Source organism: Shewanella hanedai (genome assembly GCF_007197645.1).
GTDB lineage: Bacteria > Pseudomonadota > Gammaproteobacteria > Enterobacterales > Shewanellaceae > Shewanella > Shewanella hanedai.
Genome location: NZ_VKGK01000015.1, coordinates 87,418 through 107,908 on the forward strand (window position 1 = coordinate 87,418; position 20,491 = coordinate 107,908).

The 20,491-nt window shown below is 40.8% G+C and carries 17 protein-coding genes; 14 read left to right on the forward strand and 3 right to left on the reverse strand.

Going from position 1 to position 20,491, the window contains the following annotated elements; all coding sequences use genetic code 11:
* The first annotated feature begins 81 nt into the window (after nt 1-81).
* A complete protein-coding gene (locus tag FN961_RS13375) occupies nt 82-789 on the forward strand; it encodes a DUF3334 family protein (RefSeq protein ID WP_144040677.1) in 708 nt (235 codons plus the stop codon).
* Nucleotides 790-837: 48 nt separating this feature from the next.
* Here FN961_RS13375 and FN961_RS13380 read toward each other — a convergent pair whose 3' ends face one another.
* Both FN961_RS13380 and fusA read right to left on the reverse strand, forming a co-directional pair.
* Nucleotides 838-1,455: a 3'-5' exonuclease gene (locus FN961_RS13380; protein WP_144040678.1), complete on the reverse strand. Its 618-nt coding sequence runs from the start codon at nt 1,453-1,455 to the stop codon at nt 838-840.
* A gap of 100 nt (nt 1,456-1,555) precedes the next feature.
* Nucleotides 1,556-3,655 carry an elongation factor G gene (gene fusA, locus FN961_RS13385; protein WP_144040679.1) on the reverse strand — a complete coding sequence of 700 codons (2,100 nt, stop codon included), beginning with the start codon at nt 3,653-3,655 and terminating at the stop codon, nt 1,556-1,558.
* Nucleotides 3,656-4,021: 366 nt separating this feature from the next.
* Between fusA and FN961_RS13390 the strand changes: the two genes are divergently transcribed.
* The 5 genes from FN961_RS13390 to FN961_RS13410 all read left to right on the forward strand — a co-directional run bounded on the left by FN961_RS13390 (nt 4,022) and on the right by FN961_RS13410 (nt 8,599).
* Nucleotides 4,022-5,164: a ribosomal protein uL16 3-hydroxylase gene (locus FN961_RS13390; protein ID WP_144040680.1), complete on the forward strand. Its 1,143-nt coding sequence runs from the start codon at nt 4,022-4,024 to the stop codon at nt 5,162-5,164.
* A gap of 380 nt (nt 5,165-5,544) precedes the next feature.
* Nucleotides 5,545-5,910 (forward strand): hypothetical protein, encoded by a 366-nt coding sequence (locus tag FN961_RS13395; protein ID WP_144040681.1) that lies wholly within the window; start codon nt 5,545-5,547, stop codon nt 5,908-5,910.
* Nucleotides 5,911-5,963: 53 nt separating this feature from the next.
* The gene (locus FN961_RS26065) at nt 5,964-6,338 is read left to right on the forward strand and encodes a hypothetical protein (RefSeq protein WP_229814702.1); all 375 of its coding nucleotides are present in this window, start codon (nt 5,964-5,966) and stop codon (nt 6,336-6,338) included.
* A 324-nt stretch (nt 6,339-6,662) separates the two neighbouring features.
* Nucleotides 6,663-8,180, forward strand: a complete 1,518-nt coding sequence (locus FN961_RS13405; RefSeq protein ID WP_144040682.1) for an asparagine synthetase B family protein — start codon at nt 6,663-6,665, stop codon at nt 8,178-8,180.
* On the forward strand, nt 8,177-8,599 hold the full coding sequence (locus FN961_RS13410) for an FAD synthase family protein (RefSeq protein WP_144040683.1): 423 nt from the start codon (nt 8,177-8,179) through the stop codon (nt 8,597-8,599). The genes FN961_RS13405 and FN961_RS13410 overlap by 4 nt, the downstream gene beginning before the upstream one ends.
* A 224-nt stretch (nt 8,600-8,823) precedes the next feature.
* On the opposite strand, the gene FN961_RS13415 is transcribed toward FN961_RS13410, so the two are convergent.
* A complete protein-coding gene (locus FN961_RS13415; RefSeq protein ID WP_144040684.1) occupies nt 8,824-9,225 on the reverse strand; it encodes a glutaredoxin family protein in 402 nt (133 codons plus the stop codon).
* Nucleotides 9,226-9,496: 271 nt separating this feature from the next.
* Here FN961_RS13415 and FN961_RS13420 point away from each other — a divergent pair, with 271 nt between their 5' ends.
* The 8 genes from FN961_RS13420 (at nt 9,497) to FN961_RS13455 (ending at nt 20,439) form a co-directional block, all read left to right on the forward strand.
* Nucleotides 9,497-9,697 (forward strand): hypothetical protein, encoded by a 201-nt coding sequence (locus FN961_RS13420; RefSeq protein ID WP_144040685.1) that lies wholly within the window; start codon nt 9,497-9,499, stop codon nt 9,695-9,697.
* A 408-nt stretch (nt 9,698-10,105) separates the two neighbouring features.
* Nucleotides 10,106-10,456, forward strand: a complete 351-nt coding sequence (locus FN961_RS13425; protein ID WP_144040686.1) for a RidA family protein — start codon at nt 10,106-10,108, stop codon at nt 10,454-10,456.
* Between the two features lie 204 nt (nt 10,457-10,660).
* The gene (locus FN961_RS13430) at nt 10,661-12,019 is read left to right on the forward strand and encodes a DEAD/DEAH box helicase (protein WP_144040687.1); all 1,359 of its coding nucleotides are present in this window, start codon (nt 10,661-10,663) and stop codon (nt 12,017-12,019) included.
* 21 nt (nt 12,020-12,040) lie between these two features.
* The gene (locus FN961_RS13435; protein ID WP_144040688.1) at nt 12,041-12,247 is read left to right on the forward strand and encodes a hypothetical protein; all 207 of its coding nucleotides are present in this window, start codon (nt 12,041-12,043) and stop codon (nt 12,245-12,247) included.
* A gap of 203 nt (nt 12,248-12,450) precedes the next feature.
* Nucleotides 12,451-13,665, forward strand: coding sequence for an RsmB/NOP family class I SAM-dependent RNA methyltransferase (locus FN961_RS13440; RefSeq protein ID WP_144040689.1), 1,215 nt, complete (start codon nt 12,451-12,453; stop codon nt 13,663-13,665).
* 184 nt (nt 13,666-13,849) lie between these two features.
* A complete protein-coding gene (locus tag FN961_RS13445) occupies nt 13,850-16,072 on the forward strand; it encodes a bifunctional diguanylate cyclase/phosphodiesterase (RefSeq protein ID WP_144040690.1) in 2,223 nt (740 codons plus the stop codon).
* A gap of 107 nt (nt 16,073-16,179) precedes the next feature.
* Nucleotides 16,180-16,920, forward strand: coding sequence for a cytochrome b/b6 domain-containing protein (locus FN961_RS13450; protein WP_144040691.1), 741 nt, complete (start codon nt 16,180-16,182; stop codon nt 16,918-16,920).
* A gap of 291 nt (nt 16,921-17,211) precedes the next feature.
* Nucleotides 17,212-20,439 (forward strand): DEAD/DEAH box helicase, encoded by a 3,228-nt coding sequence (locus FN961_RS13455; RefSeq protein WP_373293417.1) that lies wholly within the window; start codon nt 17,212-17,214, stop codon nt 20,437-20,439.
* The last annotated feature ends 52 nt before the right edge of the window (nt 20,440-20,491 follow it).

Genomic DNA, 20,491 nt, shown 5'->3' on the forward strand with positions numbered 1-20,491 from the left:
CTGGTTAAAGTTGTTTCTTTCACTTTGATTTATTTCACATTTACGCGCAGAATTAACTATTATTTCATTTTGGTTTTGAGCATGGATAAAACACCTAAAATAGTTAACTCAGACGATATTTTAATGAAGTTATGCGGCTCGGTAGTCACCGTTTTGTCGCAAACTACTGATAGCCAAGTATCCCATGCAGCGATGGTACAGAGCATAACGCGAACTTGTTTAAAGCCTGATTTAGGGTGTTTCTCTATTTTTGATGGCGGGTTTTCAGGTCTAGTTGTCATCAATTTCTCCGCCGAAGCAGCGCTTGAAGTATATCGAGGTTACATGACTCATATGGGGATGCCGGAAGAGGAACTGGCTATTTCACATACTTCAGATGAAGTTGGAGACATCATGGGTGAATTGATGAATCAGATTTTGGGTGACTTCATTAGTAAAGTGAGCAAACAGCTGCAAACGTCGATTAACCAGAGTCAGCCAAAGATGTTGACGATTAACAAGCAGTTGATGATCTCTGTAGATACAAATCTAGATGACGCTGTTGCACGTAGAGTGTCGTTTAGAACCCACAATAATCATATTTTCTATCTTGAATTCGCTATGGATAAAACTGAATTTATTCAGTTAAATGAGTTTGATGAGAAGGCTGGTGATTTTGATCCTGATGAGCTTTTGGAGCAACACAGTTCTAAAGGTGGTGGGCAAGAAGCTTCATCTCGGACAAAAGCAGCATCTAAAGCAGATAGTTCAGATGATGCAGATGACCTTCTTAATGAGCTAGGTATTTAATTCTAAGAGTGGGTATCAAGGCTGTAGTCAGGTAGGTAAAACGCGATATTAAAGACTGTCTAAAAAATCTTTTACGCCTGACTTAGTTTTTTGTGATATTTGCTGCATTAATTTAAAGCTTGGATCCGCAATAGAATAGCTATCATGCATATCTTCAAGCATCTTAAGCCAGAGTTTAGCGGTCATCTCTGAGTCAGCTAAAGCTCTGTGAAATGTCCCGTCGTTTTCAATCTGTTTGAACTCAACCAATCCACCCAGTTTATGATTTGGCGCTTCTTGATAGAGTCGTCTGGCAATCAGCATAGAACAGGCAAACTGACCTTTGTATTTACGGTTAATTAATGCGAATTCAGCTTCGAGAAAGCGTTTATCAAACGATGCATTATGCGCAACTAGATTATCATCACCAATAAAATCTGCAAATCTGTTCATGACTTCTGCGCAGCTTGGAGCAGAGTAGAGCATTGCATTACTGATCCCTGTGTAATTCTCGATAAAACTACTCACGTTAAATCCAGGATTCATCAGTTCTTGAAATGTGTCAACGACAACACCGTTTAGTAATTTTACTGCACCAATCTCAATGGCACGATCGCCTTGGTTAGGTGATAAACCTGTGGTCTCGAAATCAAAGATAATGACAGAATTGGCCGAACTATGGTTCATTGATCATTGCCTATAAATTATGTTTAACATAAATAAAAACCCCGCTGATTTTCATCAGCGGGGTTTAAAAGCGAGTACAAATGCTTAGTTAAGAAGAATATTACTTCTTAGCTGCTGCTTCTGCTGCTTTTCTCTCTTTAACTTGAGCGATAACTTTTTCAGAAACACTGTTAGGACAAAGGCTGTAGTGAGCAAATTCCATAGAGAATTGACCACGACCAGATGTCATTGTACGTAGTGAACCGATGTAACCGAACATTTCTGATAACGGTACGTCAGCCTTGATACGAACACCAGTAACACCAGCAGATTGATCTTTGATCATGCCACGACGACGGTTAAGGTCACCAATTACATCACCAACGTTATCATCTGGGCTGAATACGTCAACGTTCATGATAGGCTCAAGAAGCTTAGGATCAGCCTTTGGAATTGACTGACGGAAAGCGCCTTTAGCAGCGATTTCGAACGCGATAGCTGACGAGTCAACTGCGTGGAAAGCACCATCAAGAAGTTCAAATTCAACGTCAAGTACAGGGAAACCAGCAAGGGTACCTGTATCCATCAAGCTCTTGAAACCTTTCTCAACTGCAGGCCAGAATTCCTTAGGAACGTTACCACCAACAACTTTAGAGGTGAATACGAAACCAGTGTTTGCTTCACCTGGCTTGATAACGTAATCAATCTTACCAAACTGTCCTGAACCACCAGATTGCTTCTTATGCGTGTAGCTATCTTCAACTAACTTAGTGATAGTTTCACGGTATGCAACTTGTGGCTCACCAACGATAAGATCAACACCGTAAGTACGCTTAAGGATATCAACCTTAATGTCTAGGTGAAGTTCACCCATACCTTTAAGAATTGTTTCGCCTGAATCGATGTCAGTTTCTACACGGAATGATGGATCTTCAGCGATCATCTTACCGATAGCGATACCCATCTTCTCAGATCCACCTTTATCTTTCGGTGTAACAGAGATAGAGATAACTGGCTCAGGGAATACCATTGCTTCTAGAGTACAAGGGTGCTTAACATCACATAAAGTGTGACCAGTTTGCACGTTCTTCATACCAACGATAGCGATAATGTCGCCTGCTTGTGCGTAGTCTAGCTCGTTACGCTCATCAGCTTGCATCTCAACCATACGACCAACACGCTCAGTTTTACCTGTGAACGAGTTAAGGATGGTGTCACCTTTGTTCAATTTACCTGAGTAAATACGTACGAAGGTTAGTGCACCAAAACGGTCATCCATGATTTTGAATGCTAGTGCTTTTAGTGGAGCATCAACTGAAACGATTGCGAACTCGCCGTTTTCAACACCATCTTCATCAGTAAGAGGCTGTGGATCAACTTCAACTGGGTTAGGTAGGTAATCAACAACAGCATCAAGAAGAAGTTGCATACCTTTGTTCTTAAATGCAGAACCACAGTATGTTGGGAAAACTTCCATTGTACGAGTACCCTTACGGATACAACGCTTGATTTCGTCGATAGATGGCTCTTCGCCTTCCATGTATGCTTCTAGTAGATCATCGTCTTGCTCAAGAGCAGTTTCGATTAGCATTTCACGGTATTCTTCAACTAGTTCAACCATGTCCTCTGGGACATCTTTAACTTCGTAGTTTTCAGCTTCGCCAGTTTCATCCCACACGTATGCTTTACGAGATAGTAGGTCAACAACACCACAGAACTCGTCTTCGATACCGATAGGAAGAACCATAACAAGTGGGTTAGCAGCTAGTACGTCTTTAGTTTGCTTAACAACACGTAAGAAGTCAGCACCCATACGGTCTAGCTTGTTAACGAAGATGATACGAGCTACTTCTGAGTCGTTCGCGTAACGCCAGTTAGTCTCTGATTGTGGCTCAACACCACCTGAACCACAGAATACACCGATGCCACCGTCAAGCACTTTAAGCGAACGATATACTTCAACTGTGAAGTCAACGTGGCCAGGGGTGTCAATAACGTTAAAACGGTGCTCTTTCCAGAAACAACTTACAGCAGCAGACTGAATGGTAATACCGCGCTCAGCTTCCTGTTCCATGAAATCTGTTGTAGATTCACCATCATGAACTTCACCGATTTTATGGATCTTACCGGTAAGTTTAAGAATACGCTCTGTTGTGGTGGTCTTGCCCGCGTCAACGTGAGCAAAGATACCAATGTTTCTGTACTTTGATAAATCAGTCATTTTTCTACTCTAATTGGAGTTACGTTCTAAAATTCGGGGGGAAGTATATCAATACTTTCAGAATTGTTTTATAGATTTTTATTAAAATCCCACTTTTTTGATTAAATAAGCTAAGTCAATCAGTATATGCCATCATTGCATCTGCTCTACAACCTTGATTCACCCGTGATTTATCCGTGTTGTGGTCTATTTTTTTCCCTTCTATTTTACTTATATCATTTTTCCCAAATGTGAACTCGGTACATTACTATTTCGTCTTTCATCAATATTAAATCGATATAAGTTGATATTTTTATGATCTCATCGAGTTTTTAAACCGCTATTTGTTGCTAGCATCGCCAAAATTTTTTGCTGGTTAATACAGATATGCAACTTGAGCTGGGTGAGCTTACCCCTGAGATATTCCTGAAAGATTATTGGCAGAAAAAGCCATTAGTGATTCGACAAGGCTTTCGCAACTTCAGCGATCTGCTTTCGCCAGAAGAGATGGCAGGTTTAGCGTGTGATGAGATGGTTGAATCACGTCGTATATATAAAAGTGAAGGCGAATGGCAAGCTGAGTTCGGTCCCTTTGATAGTTATGAACATTTAGGTGAGTCTGATTGGACGCTTGTGGTTCAGGCGTTAAATAATTGGCTTCCCGATGCGGAAAAATTAATTCAATGTTTTGACTTCATTCCTCGCTGGCGTTTTGATGATGTCATGGTGAGTTATGCCACGCCTGGTGGTGGAGTTGGTCCTCATATTGATCTGTATGATGTGTTTATTTGTCAAGGTTCTGGACGACGTCGCTGGCGTGTAGGCGACCGAGGTCCGCACAAGCAATTTGCAGCGCATCCAGCATTACTTCACACTGAAGCGTTTGACCCCATTATCGATGTCGAGTTATTACCCGGTGATATTTTGTATCTTCCACCTGGCTACCCTCATGACGGTGTCACATTGGAAGCGTCGATGAGTTTTTCTGTTGGTTATAGAACAGCAAGTGCCAAAGACATGGTCAGTGCCTTGGCTGATCATTTAATCGATAATGAATTAGCGTGTGAGCAGATTGAAGATCCTGACAGAGCTTTGAGCGATCAAAGTGGTCGTGTTGATGCAACAGATTTAGCACGGATTAAAACGCAATTATTAAATACGCTTGATGAACAGTTGATTAGTGAGTTTTCAGGCCGATATTTGACGAGTTCAAAGTGTGAATTGGATCTGCCTGAAGAGAACTTAGGTTTTCACGCTGTCGATGTAATAGACATGCTAAAAGAGCAGGTGTTAACTCGTCTTGGAGGACTTAAGGCGCTCTATTTTGATGCATCAGTTAAACAAGGTGTTTTTTACATTAATGGTGAACAAGTCAGTTTACCTCGCGAGCTTGTTGCTGTTATTCCTGCATTATGTGATAACCAATTTTTGAGTGAGAACAGCTTAGCAGAGTGGCTATCTAATGAAGTCTTTGTGGGACAGTTAACTGAATGGGTTAATCGTGGCTTCTGGTATTTTGAAGAAGTTTAAGCTCGGTATCGATAAGATATAATACTAGATGGAATAAAACGGCGCCCATATTGGCGCCATTTTTTATTTTGCATTTATCCTCATTGACCACGTGTTGAGCCGTTGACCTACGCCATTGAGTGCGTAGGCAACGAACAGTCATTTTTCCAACCAGTCTCCATTAATGTCCCCCTGTCTCGTTAGTGACTTAATCACTCCTCTACAATGAAGAAATGTTGCTGCCATGGTGCAGATGAGCAGCCATGACCGGATGTAACGAAGCAAGACAATTAAATATCTTTTATGAAGCATGAGCCGCGTATTTTTGCTAGAGTCCCGATAATAATAGCATTCGTTGCAGCGGCTATTTTTCAGCCCGAATCAACCGACTAGGAATACTCATGACAATAGAACACAGCGAATTGATGACAGCGTTAAGTTCACTCAATTGCAGAACAAACTTTACGATAAAGAAAATAACCGAATATATGTTACCAGAGCTCAAAGAACCTATTTATCTTCATGGCGCTGATAAAGATTGTCAGCTGGTTATTAGACCGGCTTATGAGGTGTTTTTAGCCGATCTTTCTGAGCTCAAAGGGGTAAAGCACAAAGAAGGCTACTTCCATAATAATGAGATGACTCGATTTCCAAAGCGAGTGCAAAAAAGCCTTAATGGCATTCATTATGGTTTAGCGTTTAAGTTTTCGGATAAAGAGGCGGTTAAACGTTTCATCAATAGACTTATCACGATTATTAATGGTTAATCTGTATTGATACGACTTACTTACTCTGATGTATCCGACCGGAGATGTGTCCTTTGAATGATAAGATTTACACACTACTTGTGTCACTGCTTCTATTAACTGGTTGCAACTTGGCAACTCATGGTTCGTTTATTACCCAAACTTACCTAGCTGACACAGATTTAATTACTGCGACTCAAGACCAACCAATGTCGAAACTCGGTGTTGTGGGAGGTGAAAGTTGCCAGACATCTGTTCTTTACTTCATTCCCTATGGAGAGTCCGCGGCCACTTATAAAGCAATAGAGGATGCAAAAAACCAGATTGAAGGAACTCTGCTTCTGACGGATATTTCCATTGATGACAAGCTTTGGTTTGAATTCGGTTATTCGGTGCAATGCATCTTAGTCAGTGCAACTGCATACGGAGAGAATCGTGTTTCTTTGTGATGTAGTCTGGTGATTTTTTAATAAGCTAACATCAACTTTTGGTAACTTCTAAAAGACTGTCCTACACTCTAATCAAGGGCAAAAAAGCATGGTCTGAGAAAAGTATAGCGAGATGAACGTAATGATTTATATGGACATAAATTAATAAGTGTCAATATTGGTCGGAACGCTAATCGACGCAATCAGTAAAGTTGCAATATCCATCAATATTGTTTTTCTATTAATGCTGCCAAACCTATATAGAGATTAAGGGCCGTGACTCACTAGAATCTATATGAAGAAACCTCAACAGATGCATCAGTCATAAAAGAAGGGTTTTATTATATGTGCGGTATTTTTGTCACTAACGATCCTCTTATCAACCAAGATATGCAGGAAACCATTGAAAAGACACTTAGGTTTCGAGGTCCGGACTGCTCATCTGGCTTAATAGAGCACAATGGCTGGAAAGCATACCACTCCCGTTTAGCCATCATTGATGTTGAAAGCGGTGTAAACCAGCCTTTGATCCTTGATGATGGTGGCTTACTGGTTTTCAATGGTGAAATCCTAAATTTTGTAGAGCTTGGTGAAAAGTATTTTAATACCCGGTACAAAAGTGACACTGTACTGCTGGGCGATCTAGCACAAAGTGGATATTTAGATCTCGCGGAGCTCGATGGTTTCTTTGCCTTTATCTATATCTCACCCACTGGAGAATTAAAACACTGTGCACGGGATCGCTTTGGGGTGAAGCCACTTTTCTATCATAAAAGAGATGGGTTTATTAGTTTTTCCTCAGAACCCAACACCCTAAAAAAATTGTTTAATCTATCTGTTAATGACCATGCCATTGAAGAGTACCGTGCAGTTAGGGCACCAATATTGAGTGGATCATTTTTCACCGGGATTGATGAAGTTGCCCCAAGTACTTGTTTGATTAATGGCGAGTATTTCAATCTACTGGCACATCTTGATGGCGAGTATGAAAATATCGACATTGCCTCACTGAAAGTCGCGATGGAAAAAGGGATCAAGACACGTCAGGTATCCGATGCACCGATTGGTTTACTATTGAGTAGGGGTATAGACAGTAACTTACTAAAGGAGTTAGGTGAATTCGATAAATATTACACCATAGGGTTTAGGGGAGATGAAGATTTAGAGTATTTGAGAGAGCAGAATATCGATAATCTCAGTATATTCGAGTGCGATCCTGAAACATATCGAGCTGAATTTAATCATCTCTTATCCCTTCGTGGTGAGCCAATGTCTGTTCCTAATGAAGTTTTACTCTCCATTATTGCTAAAACAGCCGCTGCAGAAGGGGTGAAAGTACTGTTATCTGGCGAGGGAGCTGATGAGTTTTTCGCTGGCTACGATCGTATTTTTAAATGGGCCAGCGATGCCAGCCAGTTTGATTTTGATGTTTTCCTTGAGATGTATTGCTACATAACGCCAATAAAGGGGAGCCAACTCTACGTTCGCATGTTATCTATTTTTGATGGGTTGACCTTTGTAAGTCCTTTTGAAACGGTAAGGTGGTTTTTTATTCGCTATCACATGCCCATTTTGTTTCGTCGTTTAGATTTCTCCCTAATGGCAGCGGGAATAGAAGGTCGAGAGCCTATCGCCAATATGCACACTTTTCAGCTCGCAGCTAAAATGTCCCCAGCAGCATTAATGGGTCAAGTGTTGGGTAAAACCCCTCTTAGAGAATTAATCTCTCCCTATAAAGGACATGATTTTGCATTTGAAAAAAAAGTGGGGTTCCCTGTCGATTTGACCGAAATTTTTGATCAATACGATGATGAAAACTCTTATGAAATCTGGTTCAAAGAAAATTTAAGGATAATTAAATGATCATTGGATATACGAGTGGAGTGTATGACCTATTTCATGTTGGTCACGTTAACCTACTTAGGAATGCTAAATCAATGTGTGACAAACTTGTGGTTGGGGTGACGGTTGATGAATTAGTCATGTATAAAGGAAAGCAGTCTGTGATCCCATATTCCGACCGTATTGAAGTAGTAAGAGCATGTAAGTATGTGGATGTGGCTATCCCGCAAAACAATATGGATAAGGCTGCCGCTGCGTTAAAAAATCATGCTAGGTATTTGTTTGTTGGTGACGATTGGTACGATACTCCGAAATGGAAAGACTTTGAAAAACAGTTAGCAGAAGTTGATTGCGAGGTTATCTACTTTCCCTATACAAAGGGAACATCAAGTACGCTCATTAACGAAGCTTTAGAGGACATCCGGGACGGTAATAAGTAACCCTAATTCGGGATAAACTGAGCTGCTCATGCCCCTATCTGTGTTGAGTTTTCTAGTAATAGCCAGCTATTACGTACGAACTCTCGCCTTGATATAAACAATATTCTTGGCATCAAGCAAAACTGTCAGATAGATGAGAAATAAAAAATAATTAAGTTGATGATTTAAAAAGAAACTTCAGATTAAGTAATCTACTAACTCATCCGTTTGCAGTGAGTTGTCGGTCATAGTTGAATATTGTTTTCTGATAAAGCTAAATTTATCTCTTCAACATCCAGCCCAATAATTCTTTTGTTGCCAATTATGATCACGGGATATGCATTTACACCTAATTGATTAAATCTTTCTAATGCTTCAGGATCTTTTTCAGGGTTAAATTCAACATATTCAATATTATTCTTTGAAAAATAGGCTCTTGTATTCTTACAACTCGGACACCAATCAACGCCATACATGATTACTGGTTTATCTGTCAGTGAAAAATGCGACGAAAAGTCGTCCATCACAACTGTCGCTGGTGTCGTTAGCCATGTATAGCCTTGTAATGCGCCAAAACCTAGCCCTAGCCCAAGAGCAAGTACAAATGAATAACTCAATGTCGATTTTATTATCTCTTTTGCCGTCATGATAATCCTAGTCCTTTAAAATAAATTTTATTTCATAGCATTGTTAACCTAACACATTTTAATATGACGTCTACTGCTTAAGTTAATGTTTTTTTGCCTTGTTACTTTTAATTAATACGCTGTGTTGAATACAGTTGTAATTAATGAAATAAAACGTAGTACTTTAGTGCTGATTAATATAGCGCTTTAGAGTTATTGAGTAAAAAGTAAATTTAGAACTAGTATGTTTTGTGCAATTCTGCTCACCAATAAATATTGAATGGAGTTTAATATGAATATAGCAAAAACAGCTAAAGTATTACTGATAGGTTTAGGAATAGGCTTTGCAACATCAGCCTATGCAGCATCTTGTGCTCAGTGTAATTCTCAATTTAATGAATGTATATCAAGCGGCAGTAATTCTCCTTCAGCTTGTCACAGGGCTTTTAGTTCTTGTAAAGCAAGAGTTGCTGGATCTTGTTGGTTGAATTAACAATATATCGTGGCGGAGTCATGCTTTACCGCCTTTATCAATCAAAAATGCCTGCTAGCTTGCTATTACTAAGATAACATTGACTAATCTTAATGATGAATCACATGACTAAAAACAACACTCTTTATTCACACAGTAGCTATCTTGCTTACACATTTAAATGATAAAATATAACTATTTATTCACTTAATTATCTAACCTTTATTACTGTTGGCTTACTTAGTCAGTAATACTCGATTTATATATGTGTTGAATATTCTAAGAGTTTCAATCATTCCTTTCTATAAAGCATTTCAGTTCACAAAATGTGATTAAACTAAGTTGTGCAGCTCTTCAACTTACCAGATGCTGTTTCTGATATTGAAAAACTTCTGTATTATATTCCTTTTATTTATCAGGATAGAAATAATGGATATTAAACGAATAAACCCTACAGTTCGTTGGTCAGATGCAACCGTGTTTAATAATATGGCACATTTTGTTGAGATTGCAGAGGACACGAGCGCAGACATCAGCGGTCAAGTCCAACAGATACTGACTCAGGCAGAAGCCACATTAGCTCTGGTTAATAGCAATAAATCACGTATTTTATCCGTGACTATTTATGTGACCGATTTTGCCTATCTTGCAACCCTTAATGCGCAGTGGGATGTATGGTTCCCCGAAGGTTGTGCACCGAGCCGAGCTTGTGTGAAGGCGGAGTTAGTCGATCCTAGTTATTTAGTCGAAATGACCTTTGTCGCGGCGGTATTAAGCTGAAACCTACTTACCGCTCGTTGATGTTATGTTAACCATTCAAACTTAAGTTGTATTTTATTGCTGAAAAGAGCGACATAAAAGTATTAAGCTTGTAGAGCCTTAAGAATATCCATTTTCTGTTATAATCACTCCCATACTTTTTTAGCACTTCTGTTTTGCAGTAAGCGAAACAGGGTGATTATTTTCTTTTACCTGAGATCTCCAATGCCATTCTCTAAACTTGGATTAAGCGAACCGATTTTAAATGCCGTAACCGAATTGGGTTACACTGCGCCAACCCCTATTCAAGCAGAGGCGATCCCACTCGCCCTTAAAGGTAAAAACTTAATTGCCGCTGCGCAAACAGGTAGTGGTAAAACGGCCACTTTTGTATTGCCTATTCTTGAAATGCTTTCAAAGGGCGAGACACAAAAGAAGAAACGTGCGCGTGCGCTGATATTAACGCCAACAAGAGAACTTGCACTGCAAGTGTGTAAGAGCATAGAGGCTTATGGTAAGCATCTAGCACTCAAATCTATTGCTATCTATGGTGGTGTCGATTATGAACCACAAAAGCAAGCGCTAATCGATGGCGTTGATATTGTTGTTGCGACCCCTGGACGCTTACGTGATCTTTATACTCAACGTGCAATTCACTTCGATGAAATTGAAATACTCGTACTCGATGAAGCCGATAGAATGCTTGATATGGGCTTTATCGAAGATATCACTAAGATTATTGATACTCTGCCAGAGCAGAGACAGAATTTACTGTTTTCAGCCACGCTTTCAAGACAGGTAAGAGAACTGGCTAAAGACACGGTTGCTAATGCCATTCAGTTATCGTTTAACAAAGAAGGCGAGGGTAAGCCAAATATTGATCAGTGGCTTATTACTGTCGATAAAGATAAGAAGTCGGCACTATTGAGCCACCTTATTAATGAGAATAACTGGCAGCAAGCACTCATTTTTATTGAAACCAAGCATGGTGCAGGTAAGTTAGTGAGTCAGCTTGAAAAGCGTGGTATTGAATCAGAATGTATTCATAGTGGTCGTACTCAAGCCATTCGTGAGAAAATATTAGCCGATTTCAAAGCTGGGAACATTAAGTATTTAATCTCGACTGGCGTGTCAGCGCGCGGAATAGACATCGATGTTCTTCCGTTAGTGATTAACTACGACTTGCCTTTTCCTGCAGACGAATATGTACACCGTATAGGTCGTACAGGCCGTGCCGGTGCATCAGGTGAAGCTATTTCATTGGTATCAAGAGATGATTTCAAAAACCTGTGTATGATTGAGCGCCGTTTAGGACACCTTATTACCCGTAAAGCGATAGAAGGGTTTGAGCCGAGCAAAGAAGTGCCTATCTCAGTGTTAAATTTCGAGCCTAAAAATAAGCCAGTTCGTGGTAGCAATGACGAGAAGAGTTCGGCTCCGAGTGGCAAAAGTAAGCGTGAGTCTTCATCGTCACGGACTAAACCAAACTTTGAGAGTCGATCGAAAAAGTCTGATACCTCGTCTAACCGCTCTTCAAAAAGTAGCGACAGTAAGAAGCTGCCACCAAATCCGTGGAATGTGTAGATAATAAAGGTAGAAGAGATTATGGATAGTGCATCTATGATGTTGTGGGTTGTGCTATTCGGTTCCATTGGCATGGGATATTTTATCTACGGTAAACGGCAGAGTAAGTTAGTGCCCTTGTGTATCGGCATTGCACTGTGCATTTTTCCCTATTTTATGACCGGTGTGACCATGCTGCTCATTGTGGGTGTTGTTTTAGTCGCCATTCCCTATTTTATTCGTGGATAGACACCAGACTTAAAAACCCTTGAACAACTTCGTTTAAGGGCACAGAAATAGTGTGTTAAAGCGGCCTTTGGGTCGCTTTTTTGTTTCTGAGGCAAAACCATGGTCAAATATTGAAGGCAGAGGTAAGAGATGTCTTGCCTATTGCGGGCTTAACTCTTATTATCCAATCGTTTTTACTCCATACATCTACAACAGGCAATATCATGCTTAACTCTCCGCTTTCCCCTAGCTCAACAGAATTGGTTATTAGTGTTTTAGAAATGGTTTTATCTGAAGGGAAACCTTTAGATAGAGCGTATTCAGTTCACTTTTCAGGTCTTCAACTGCCACCATCTGAACAAGCCCGTATTACTAAGGTTGCCGGAGATATATTACGCCGACTCAATTTGTACTGTTTCCTGTCTGACGTAAAGCCTGAGGAGATGTCTCGTCTGGGGACGCGTTTGCTAAATGCATGGCACTTGTTCCATGAGCTTGAGCTGCCAACGTTACAGTACTCTTTGCCATTAGTTGAAACTGAATATTTTACCCGTCTTGAAGAAGCTAAGCAGCAGCCAGCGCTTTGGGATGGTTGTCCAGAATGGTTAGACACCATGGGACAGGCACAACTGGGTGATAACTGGCCTAAAGAACGTGCCGCGCTAAATACTCAACCTAAGCGTTTTATTCGTACAAATCTTTTGAAATGTACGCGCGAAGAGTTGGGCAAAAAACTGCGTAATGAGCAAGTGCAAACTAAAGAAGTTGAAGGCGTAGATACTGCGTTAGAAGTTGTTTCTGACTCTGCACTATTTCGCACCGAAAGCTTTAAAAAAGGCTGGTTTGAACAGCAAGATGCAGGGTCTCAACTCGTTGCCGCAGCAGTCGATGCTAAACCAGGTATGCGCGTCATTGATGCCTGTGCGGGGGCAGGTGGTAAAACTCTGTCAATTGCTGCACAAATGCAAGGTAAAGGTCGTTTACTGGCGATGGATGTGGAGCAATGGAAACTGGACAGCCTTAAGCAGCGCGCACGTCGTGCAAGTGCCAGTAATGTTGAAACGCGTATTATCGCAAGTAGCAAAACGATTAAACGTCTTAAGTTAAGTGCTGACAGAGTACTCCTTGATGTGCCTTGTTCAGGCCTTGGTGTACTTAAACGTAATCCTGATGCGAAATGGCGTGATACTCCTGAGCGTTTACCTGTACTGGTTGAACTGCAAAAGCATATTTTACAGAGCTATAGTCGTATGGTGAAAGTGGGCGGGATTTTGATCTATGCCACTTGCTCAATCATGCCTGAAGAGAATCGTGATCAGGTGGATGCATTTTTAGCTGAAAATGAACATTTTAAATTCTTAGAAGATGAGACCATCAGCGTTGCTGATTCTGGCTTTGATGGATTTTACATGGCAAGACTTGAGCGAATTGCTGAGTAACTAACCTGTTTAGATAACAGGCATTAGACATTAAGAATACGAGCAAGGCTATTAGCCTTGCTTTTTTTTGTGCAAAATTTATGGAGAATGCCAGTTTTTGACATATGGTTATTATGTAGAAGTGATTAGATAATGTAGGTAAAATGGTTATATATTATTCAATATATAAAGGGTGTGACGTTATATGAATCCAAAGCATGACTCAATTGTTGCTAAGCTGCCAAGTCTGGCACATTCAAATATTAGCATTAAGCGCTATGGCGCGATTCTGACCATGTTACTCGATGCATCTCCTCTTAAAGATATTCTACACTCTCTGGTGTTACTGATTGAAGAGGAAAAGTTAGGCACCATAGGCTCAATACTGTTACTGAGCGATGATGGTAAACGTCTACTGACTGGCGCAGCACCAAATTTACCCGATAGTTATAACCAAGCCATACATGGAATCGAGATCGGTGATGGTGTTGGATCTTGTGGTACTGCGGCTTTTACGGGCCAACGTGTTATTGTCGAAGATGTTAGTACTCACCCTTATTGGGAACCCTATAAAGCGCTACCATTATCCGCAGGTTTACACGCTTGTTGGTCGGAGCCAATCAAAGACAGTCAAGGGAAAGTACTCGGAACATTTGCCATGTACTATGACTCAGTTCAATCTCCCACTGATATCGACTTAGCTCTGATAAGTGAAGCGGCACGCCTTGCCAGTTTAGCGATAGAACGTAGCAGTGCACTGCAATTTCAACGTCTCACGGCAAATATCTTCAAACACCTTCCTATTGCGATGGTTGTGACTGACGCACATGGAACGATATTGGATGCAAACCCCACTTTTTATCGTTATTTGCAGTGCCAGCCAACAGATTATGTTTTGTTCGATCCTCAGATTGTTTTTCAGCCTTCAGGGCAACAGTTAACTTTGATGTGTCGCCAATTGCAGTCCAATCAAGCTTGGCAAGGAGAACTCATTGGTAGAAGAGTCGGTGGGGAGTATTTCCATCTTGAACTCACAGTATCCATATTTAAAGAGCAAGGTTCAGATGAGCAATATTCATCTTGGTTGTTCAGTGATATTAGTGAACGTAAAAAGGCGAGTGAGCTTATTTACTTTCAAGCAAACTATGACTCACTGACAGGGCTTGCGAATCGAAATCATCTGTTCAGGGTCATGGAGTCAGAAATTGAATCTGATAACCAGACCCGTGGTTTCGCGTTTATGTTGATGGATTTAGATAACTTTAAACAAGTCAACGATACCTTCGGACATGATAAAGGCGACCAGTTATTGCAGGCCGTGTCCACAAGACTCCAAGGCTGCATAGTGGATAACTCGTTATTGTCGAGATTGGGTGGTGATGAGTTTGCGCTGTTTTTACCTGGAATAGTGGAGGAGAGGGAGCTCGTCGCTATAGCCAGTAAAATCAATGATGCAGTATCTCAACCGATTAAGTTAAGTGGAAATAAAAAAGTGTTAACCAGCGTTAGTATTGGTATCACGCGCTTTCCTGAAGATGCAATGACGCTAGAGCAAGTATTGAACTGTGCTGATCAGGCGATGTATATCTCAAAAGATGAGGGTAGAGATTGCTTTCATTTTTTCACTGAGCAGATGCAGCAAAACGCAGAACGTACCGCTAACTTACATGCAGCGCTTAAGTTAGCGTTAGACTCTCATGCTTTTGAACTCTACTTTCAGCCCATTATCTGCCTAACAACCAATAAAATAATACGGGCAGAGGTGTTATTGAGATGGGAACATGAGGGCAAATTCGTTTCTCCTGAAGAGTTTATTCCTTTAGCGGAAAGCAGTGGGTTAATTGTTGACTTGGGTCATTGGGTGCGACAAGAGTCGATGTCATTTCTATTAACACTTCAAGAAACCTCGCCGGATATTGGATTGTCAATCAATGTTTCTATGTATGAGTTTTGGTCTCATTCTTTGCAAGATAATTTGATTAATTCCATTTTAAATATCGCACTTAATTTGACTGCTGAACCTTTTCCTTTTGACATGCTCACCATCGAAATCACAGAGTCTCTTTTGATGAAACAACATAACCATTTAATCGCTTCATTACAAAAACTCAGAAATATGGGAATTAAGATTGCGGTTGATGACTTCGGGACTGGTTATTCTTCTCTCTCTTATTTAAGTCACTTCCCCATAGATCAAATAAAGATAGATAAGAGCTTTATTCAAAATTCAGATCATTCAATAAAACAACAGGCATTAGTGAAAGCCATAACGACCTTAAGTCATGCGCTGGATCTCAATGTTGTTGCTGAAGGGGTTGAGTCAGTAGAAGAGCTTGAGTTTGTCAGGACGGCAGAAATTGAAGCGGTGCAGGGATTTTATTTTTATCGACCTATGACCAAAGCATCCTTATTACGGTTATTGGATTGAGTCATTAATCATCAACTTGGCAGAATGAAGCAATCTTAACTGAAAATAAGCTTAAAAGGAGTAGTCTATAACCCTTCAGTAATAGATTAAGATGCAAGGGGATGAATATGAAGTTAGCTAATGAGCAGGCTAATGAGACGACAAACTATCGGGTTTGGGACAAACCGAGTCGACTATTTCACTGGATCAATGTGTTGTTGGTATTGAGTTTGGTATTTGTCGGGTTATTGATGTTGTTTCGCAGAGATTTAGGCATTACCGGGCTTGAAGCAAAAATTAAGTTGAAAGAGCTGCATGTGGTCATTGGTTATCTTTTTGCTGCTAATCTACTATTCAGAATTTTATGGGGCTTTATCGGTAGTCACTTCGCTAGATTTGCCAATAATATTCCCAGCTTTAGTGCGATAAAGGGATATAAGTCTGCATTAGACCGAGGTGAAAACCCACAATATATTGGACACAATCCTATCGGAAAACTGGCAGTGTTCGTCATCATGCTCACGTTAACCGTGATGTTGGTGACAGGTCTATTTCGGGCAGGTACTGATATTTATTACCCCCCATTTGGTCATGCGGTGGCCGAGTATATTGCCCAAGATGGTGTCGATGCAAGTAGCATTAAACCTTATGATGAAACCGGCGTTGATAAGCAAAAACTAGATGAGGTGAAACCCTATAAAAGCGTTGCAGGACAAGTTCATCTTTATGGCGCTTACTTCTTACTTTTACTGATTTTGTTTCATGTTATAGCGGTGATACAGGCTGAACGCAAACATCAACCTGGCATTATTTCTGCTATGTTTTCGGGGATTAAAAGAATCACTGGGCCAACTCAAGATAAGGAGTAGGCACCACGTACAAAAAAGAGAGCCACAGTATGGCTCTCTTTTTTTTGTCTTTAATTCTTCATCCGTTATTCTGTAAAGCAATTACAGACGTGATGATGCGCTTGGATTGTTCTTAAAATGCGCCATTGATTAGATGTTTGACTCGCTTGATTATTTTTTGATTTATTACCGCATTAAAAGAACTGATGTGATGGGGTAAGAATGCTATAGTTCTCGCTTTCGGTTTAATGCTTATGGTCTGAGTATCGGCAGCATAAGATCAGTTAACTTAGTCAGCGAAAGGCGTAATCATTGGTCAAGCTAGAAGCATATTTTAGTCAAGCAACAATCTTTAATGCAATGCAGTTGCTGTTTGCTGGTGAGTTAATTCACTGTGATTATTCCACTTGGTTATTGAGTGGGAAGTTTGAATCACAAAGTCATCAGAATGCTCAAGATAGTGTCAAAAATGAAGTGCATGTTCGACTCGATTGGACAGCAGGTCCCGTGGTTGGATCTGAACACTGTTTTTGCTCATGTCATGCAGACTCGCCTTGTGAGCATTTAGCCGCTCTGGCGATTGATTACATTGCAAAGCAAGATCCAATTACTCCTTACTTGAGTGAAAATAAACGCGCAGATACTGCAATTAGATTGCTTAAAACTGAATTTAATCAGCGTTTTGATCCTTATCCAAATATGGCTCGTCACCGCATTGTTTATCTGCTGTCTAAAGGTGAGCAAGGTTTACATTTAACCGCTCATAAAGGTTATATCAGTAAAAAGGGCAAATATTCGATTAAGCAGGATATTGGCTTTGGTTTTTCAACTAAATCCTCCCAACCTAAATACGTTACTCAGGCAGACCTTTATCTGTTAAATCAGCTCAAAGAGTGTTCTCTAGCATTAGATGATGTGCAAAGAGCAGCCCAACAAGAAGTGATCTCACTGGACATTGCTGATTTTACATCGCTTGATTTTATTAAAACCTTATGTGCGACTCAGCGCTGCTTTTGGATGAGCTGCGAGAAATCGCCCATTAGGCTTGAGACTCACTATCACCATGATTATATCGATGCTGATGCGTTCATTTCAATTGGAGATAACGGGTACATAGACTTGGCAAGCATGAGCTTAGTCATTGCCCCTTCTTCTGAAGATATTGACGGTCCATTGTTTGATTCCACTCTCGATTGGTCGCCTCAGCTTACTGTCAGTCGACATGATATTGAATTTTCATGGGATGAAAAATCCAGTTTAGAACTTGAAGTCGCTAATTTCTCATTAATTCATGCTGATCTAACCATAGAGTTAGCCGAGGTATTCTCATCTGCCTATGATGCACCGGAGGTGATGAAACACGTTGCCGAACTTAATATCCAGCTAGCAGGCTTGCCGCTTCTAACCTCGATGTTTGAATCGACTGTGTGGTCGATGTTCCCCATTGGAACGCGGTTGCTCCCCCAAGAGTTAAGTGAGCAGATGATCATGCTTCGCCGGTTATCACTTGCGGGGTGGGGAATTACGTATGACCTTAAAAATCGGTTCGAAGTCATCCATGCTCAACATTGGTATGGGGATGTACATAATAGCGATAGTGATAAAAGTTGGTTCGATCTAGAGATTGGTGTTGAAGTTAACGGGGAAAAAGTGAACCTGTTGCCCTATCTAGTCAAAGCAATACGCCAAGGTCTAGTGGAAAATATTGATAATCAAACCACAATTCTCATGGATCTTGATAGCGGAGAGCGACTCGCACTTCCCGCCATTAGGATTAAGAAAATATTAACGGTATTGGTTGAGTTGTATGAGAAAAAGCCTCTGACAGCCACCGATACCGTGAGCTTACCCCTGCATCAGCTCACGAGAGTTGCCGAGTTGTCATCAATTAAAGTTGGTGGTGAGTTCGAGTGGCAGGGCAGTAGCTTACTTAGGAAGAAGGCTGAAAAGGTTTACGCCTATTTAGAACATGCTGGCGCTAAGGCTCATATTGTTAAGCCTCCTGTTGGCCTTAATGCAGAGCTCAGAGAGTATCAACAGCAAGGATTGAATTGGCTGCAGTTTCTTAAAAAACAAGGTTTTTGTGGCATATTAGCTGATGACATGGGGTTAGGGAAAACCATTCAAACCTTGGCGAGTATTCTACTTGATAAAGAGTCTGGTCGATTAAATAAACCGTGTCTGATTGTCGCACCGACCAGTTTACTAGCCAACTGGTTGAACGAAGCACAATCCTTTACTCCAGATTTGAACGTACTCTTGTGGTCTGGAGGTAAACGCCATAAAAATGCAAACCAGATTAAACACACTGATGTCGTGATAAGTAGCTATGGCACGCTGCAACAAGATGCGCTGTTTTGGGCTGATACCCATTTTCACCTTATTGTGCTTGATGAAGCGCAGAATATTAAAAATGCCCGGAGTCGTATTGCCAGAGTGGTCGGCAGTCTAACATCGACGCACAAGTTATGTTTAACGGGCACTCCTCTTGAAAATCACTTAGGTGAGTTATGGTCACTGTTTAATTTTTTAATGCCCGGTTTTTTAGGTAATTCAACGCAATTTAACCGTTTATATCAGGCTCCAATAGAGAAAGAGGATGATGAAGTAAAACGCCATGCTTTAGTTCAAAGGATCAGCCCTTTTTTATTGCGACGAATGAAATTTGATGTGGCAACTGAGCTCCCCGCTAAAACGGTGATCAATGAATACATTAGCTTGACTCAGGTTCAGGGCGATCTCTATGAGACGATCCGTTTAACCATGTCTGATGAATTGAGAAAAGCGGTATCTCAGTCAGGGATGAAGCGAAACCGTTTAGCGATCAGTAACGCACTGCTTAAGTTACGCCAAGTGTGCTGTCACCCAGAGTTACTTAAATTAGATCTTATTGCCGATAAAGCGATAGACGGCGAACATACTTCGCTGTCATCTGAGTCAATGGACTCCATTGGCGATAAAGAAAGGTTGGTTGTTAAAATCGGCAATAAGCCAGTTAATGATGCGGGTGTGACGAGTTCAGGTAAGCTCAACTGGTTGGCTGATAAGTTGCCCAGCATGATTGAAGAGGGCAGACGGGTGCTTATTTTTTCCTCTTTTACCAGCATGTTAACTTTAATCTCACAACTACTGGATAAGTTGTCTATTGCACACGTTGAGCTGACGGGGAAAAGCCGTGATCGGGCAAGCCTAGTTAAACGCTTTCAGGATCAAGAGGTGCCCGTTTTTCTCATTAGCTTAAAAGCGGGAGGGTCTGGTTTGAATTTGACCGCTGCCGATGTGGTGATCCACACGGATCCTTGGTGGAATCCAGCGGCGGAGCAACAAGCTAGTGATAGGGCATATCGGATTGGTCAGGACAAATCAGTGTTCGTGTATAAATTGATCTGTAAAGATACAGTGGAAGAGCGGATACAAAGACTGCAGGAGTCGAAGTTTAACTTAGCACAAAGTATCTATGATCATGAAGCTCAATCCGTCACAGAGATGACAGGAAATGATTGGCTGGATCTGCTGCAGCCCTTGGCAATCGATGAGTAATACCAATCAGTTTGACTTGCTCTATTTTATATCAATTCTGAGCTTAATTCGG

Excerpts from the sequence above, each read along its gene's own strand:
- FN961_RS13375 (WP_144040677.1), top strand. The coding sequence starts at position 82 with ATGGATAAAACACCTAAAATAGTTAACTCAGACGATATTTTAATGAAG.
- FN961_RS13380 (WP_144040678.1), bottom strand. The coding sequence starts at position 1,455 with ATGAACCATAGTTCGGCCAATTCTGTCATTATCTTTGATTTCGAGACC.
- fusA (WP_144040679.1), bottom strand. The coding sequence starts at position 3,655 with ATGACTGATTTATCAAAGTACAGAAACATTGGTATCTTTGCTCACGTT.
- FN961_RS13390 (WP_144040680.1), top strand. The coding sequence starts at position 4,022 with ATGCAACTTGAGCTGGGTGAGCTTACCCCTGAGATATTCCTGAAAGAT.
- FN961_RS13395 (WP_144040681.1), top strand. The coding sequence starts at position 5,545 with ATGACAATAGAACACAGCGAATTGATGACAGCGTTAAGTTCACTCAAT.
- FN961_RS13405 (WP_144040682.1), top strand. The coding sequence starts at position 6,663 with ATGTGCGGTATTTTTGTCACTAACGATCCTCTTATCAACCAAGATATG.
- FN961_RS13410 (WP_144040683.1), top strand. The coding sequence starts at position 8,177 with ATGATCATTGGATATACGAGTGGAGTGTATGACCTATTTCATGTTGGT.
- FN961_RS13415 (WP_144040684.1), bottom strand. The coding sequence starts at position 9,225 with ATGACGGCAAAAGAGATAATAAAATCGACATTGAGTTATTCATTTGTA.
- FN961_RS13420 (WP_144040685.1), top strand. The coding sequence starts at position 9,497 with ATGAATATAGCAAAAACAGCTAAAGTATTACTGATAGGTTTAGGAATA.
- FN961_RS13425 (WP_144040686.1), top strand. The coding sequence starts at position 10,106 with ATGGATATTAAACGAATAAACCCTACAGTTCGTTGGTCAGATGCAACC.
- FN961_RS13430 (WP_144040687.1), top strand. The coding sequence starts at position 10,661 with ATGCCATTCTCTAAACTTGGATTAAGCGAACCGATTTTAAATGCCGTA.
- FN961_RS13435 (WP_144040688.1), top strand. The coding sequence starts at position 12,041 with ATGGATAGTGCATCTATGATGTTGTGGGTTGTGCTATTCGGTTCCATT.
- FN961_RS13440 (WP_144040689.1), top strand. The coding sequence starts at position 12,451 with ATGCTTAACTCTCCGCTTTCCCCTAGCTCAACAGAATTGGTTATTAGT.
- FN961_RS13445 (WP_144040690.1), top strand. The coding sequence starts at position 13,850 with ATGAATCCAAAGCATGACTCAATTGTTGCTAAGCTGCCAAGTCTGGCA.
- FN961_RS13450 (WP_144040691.1), top strand. The coding sequence starts at position 16,180 with ATGAAGTTAGCTAATGAGCAGGCTAATGAGACGACAAACTATCGGGTT.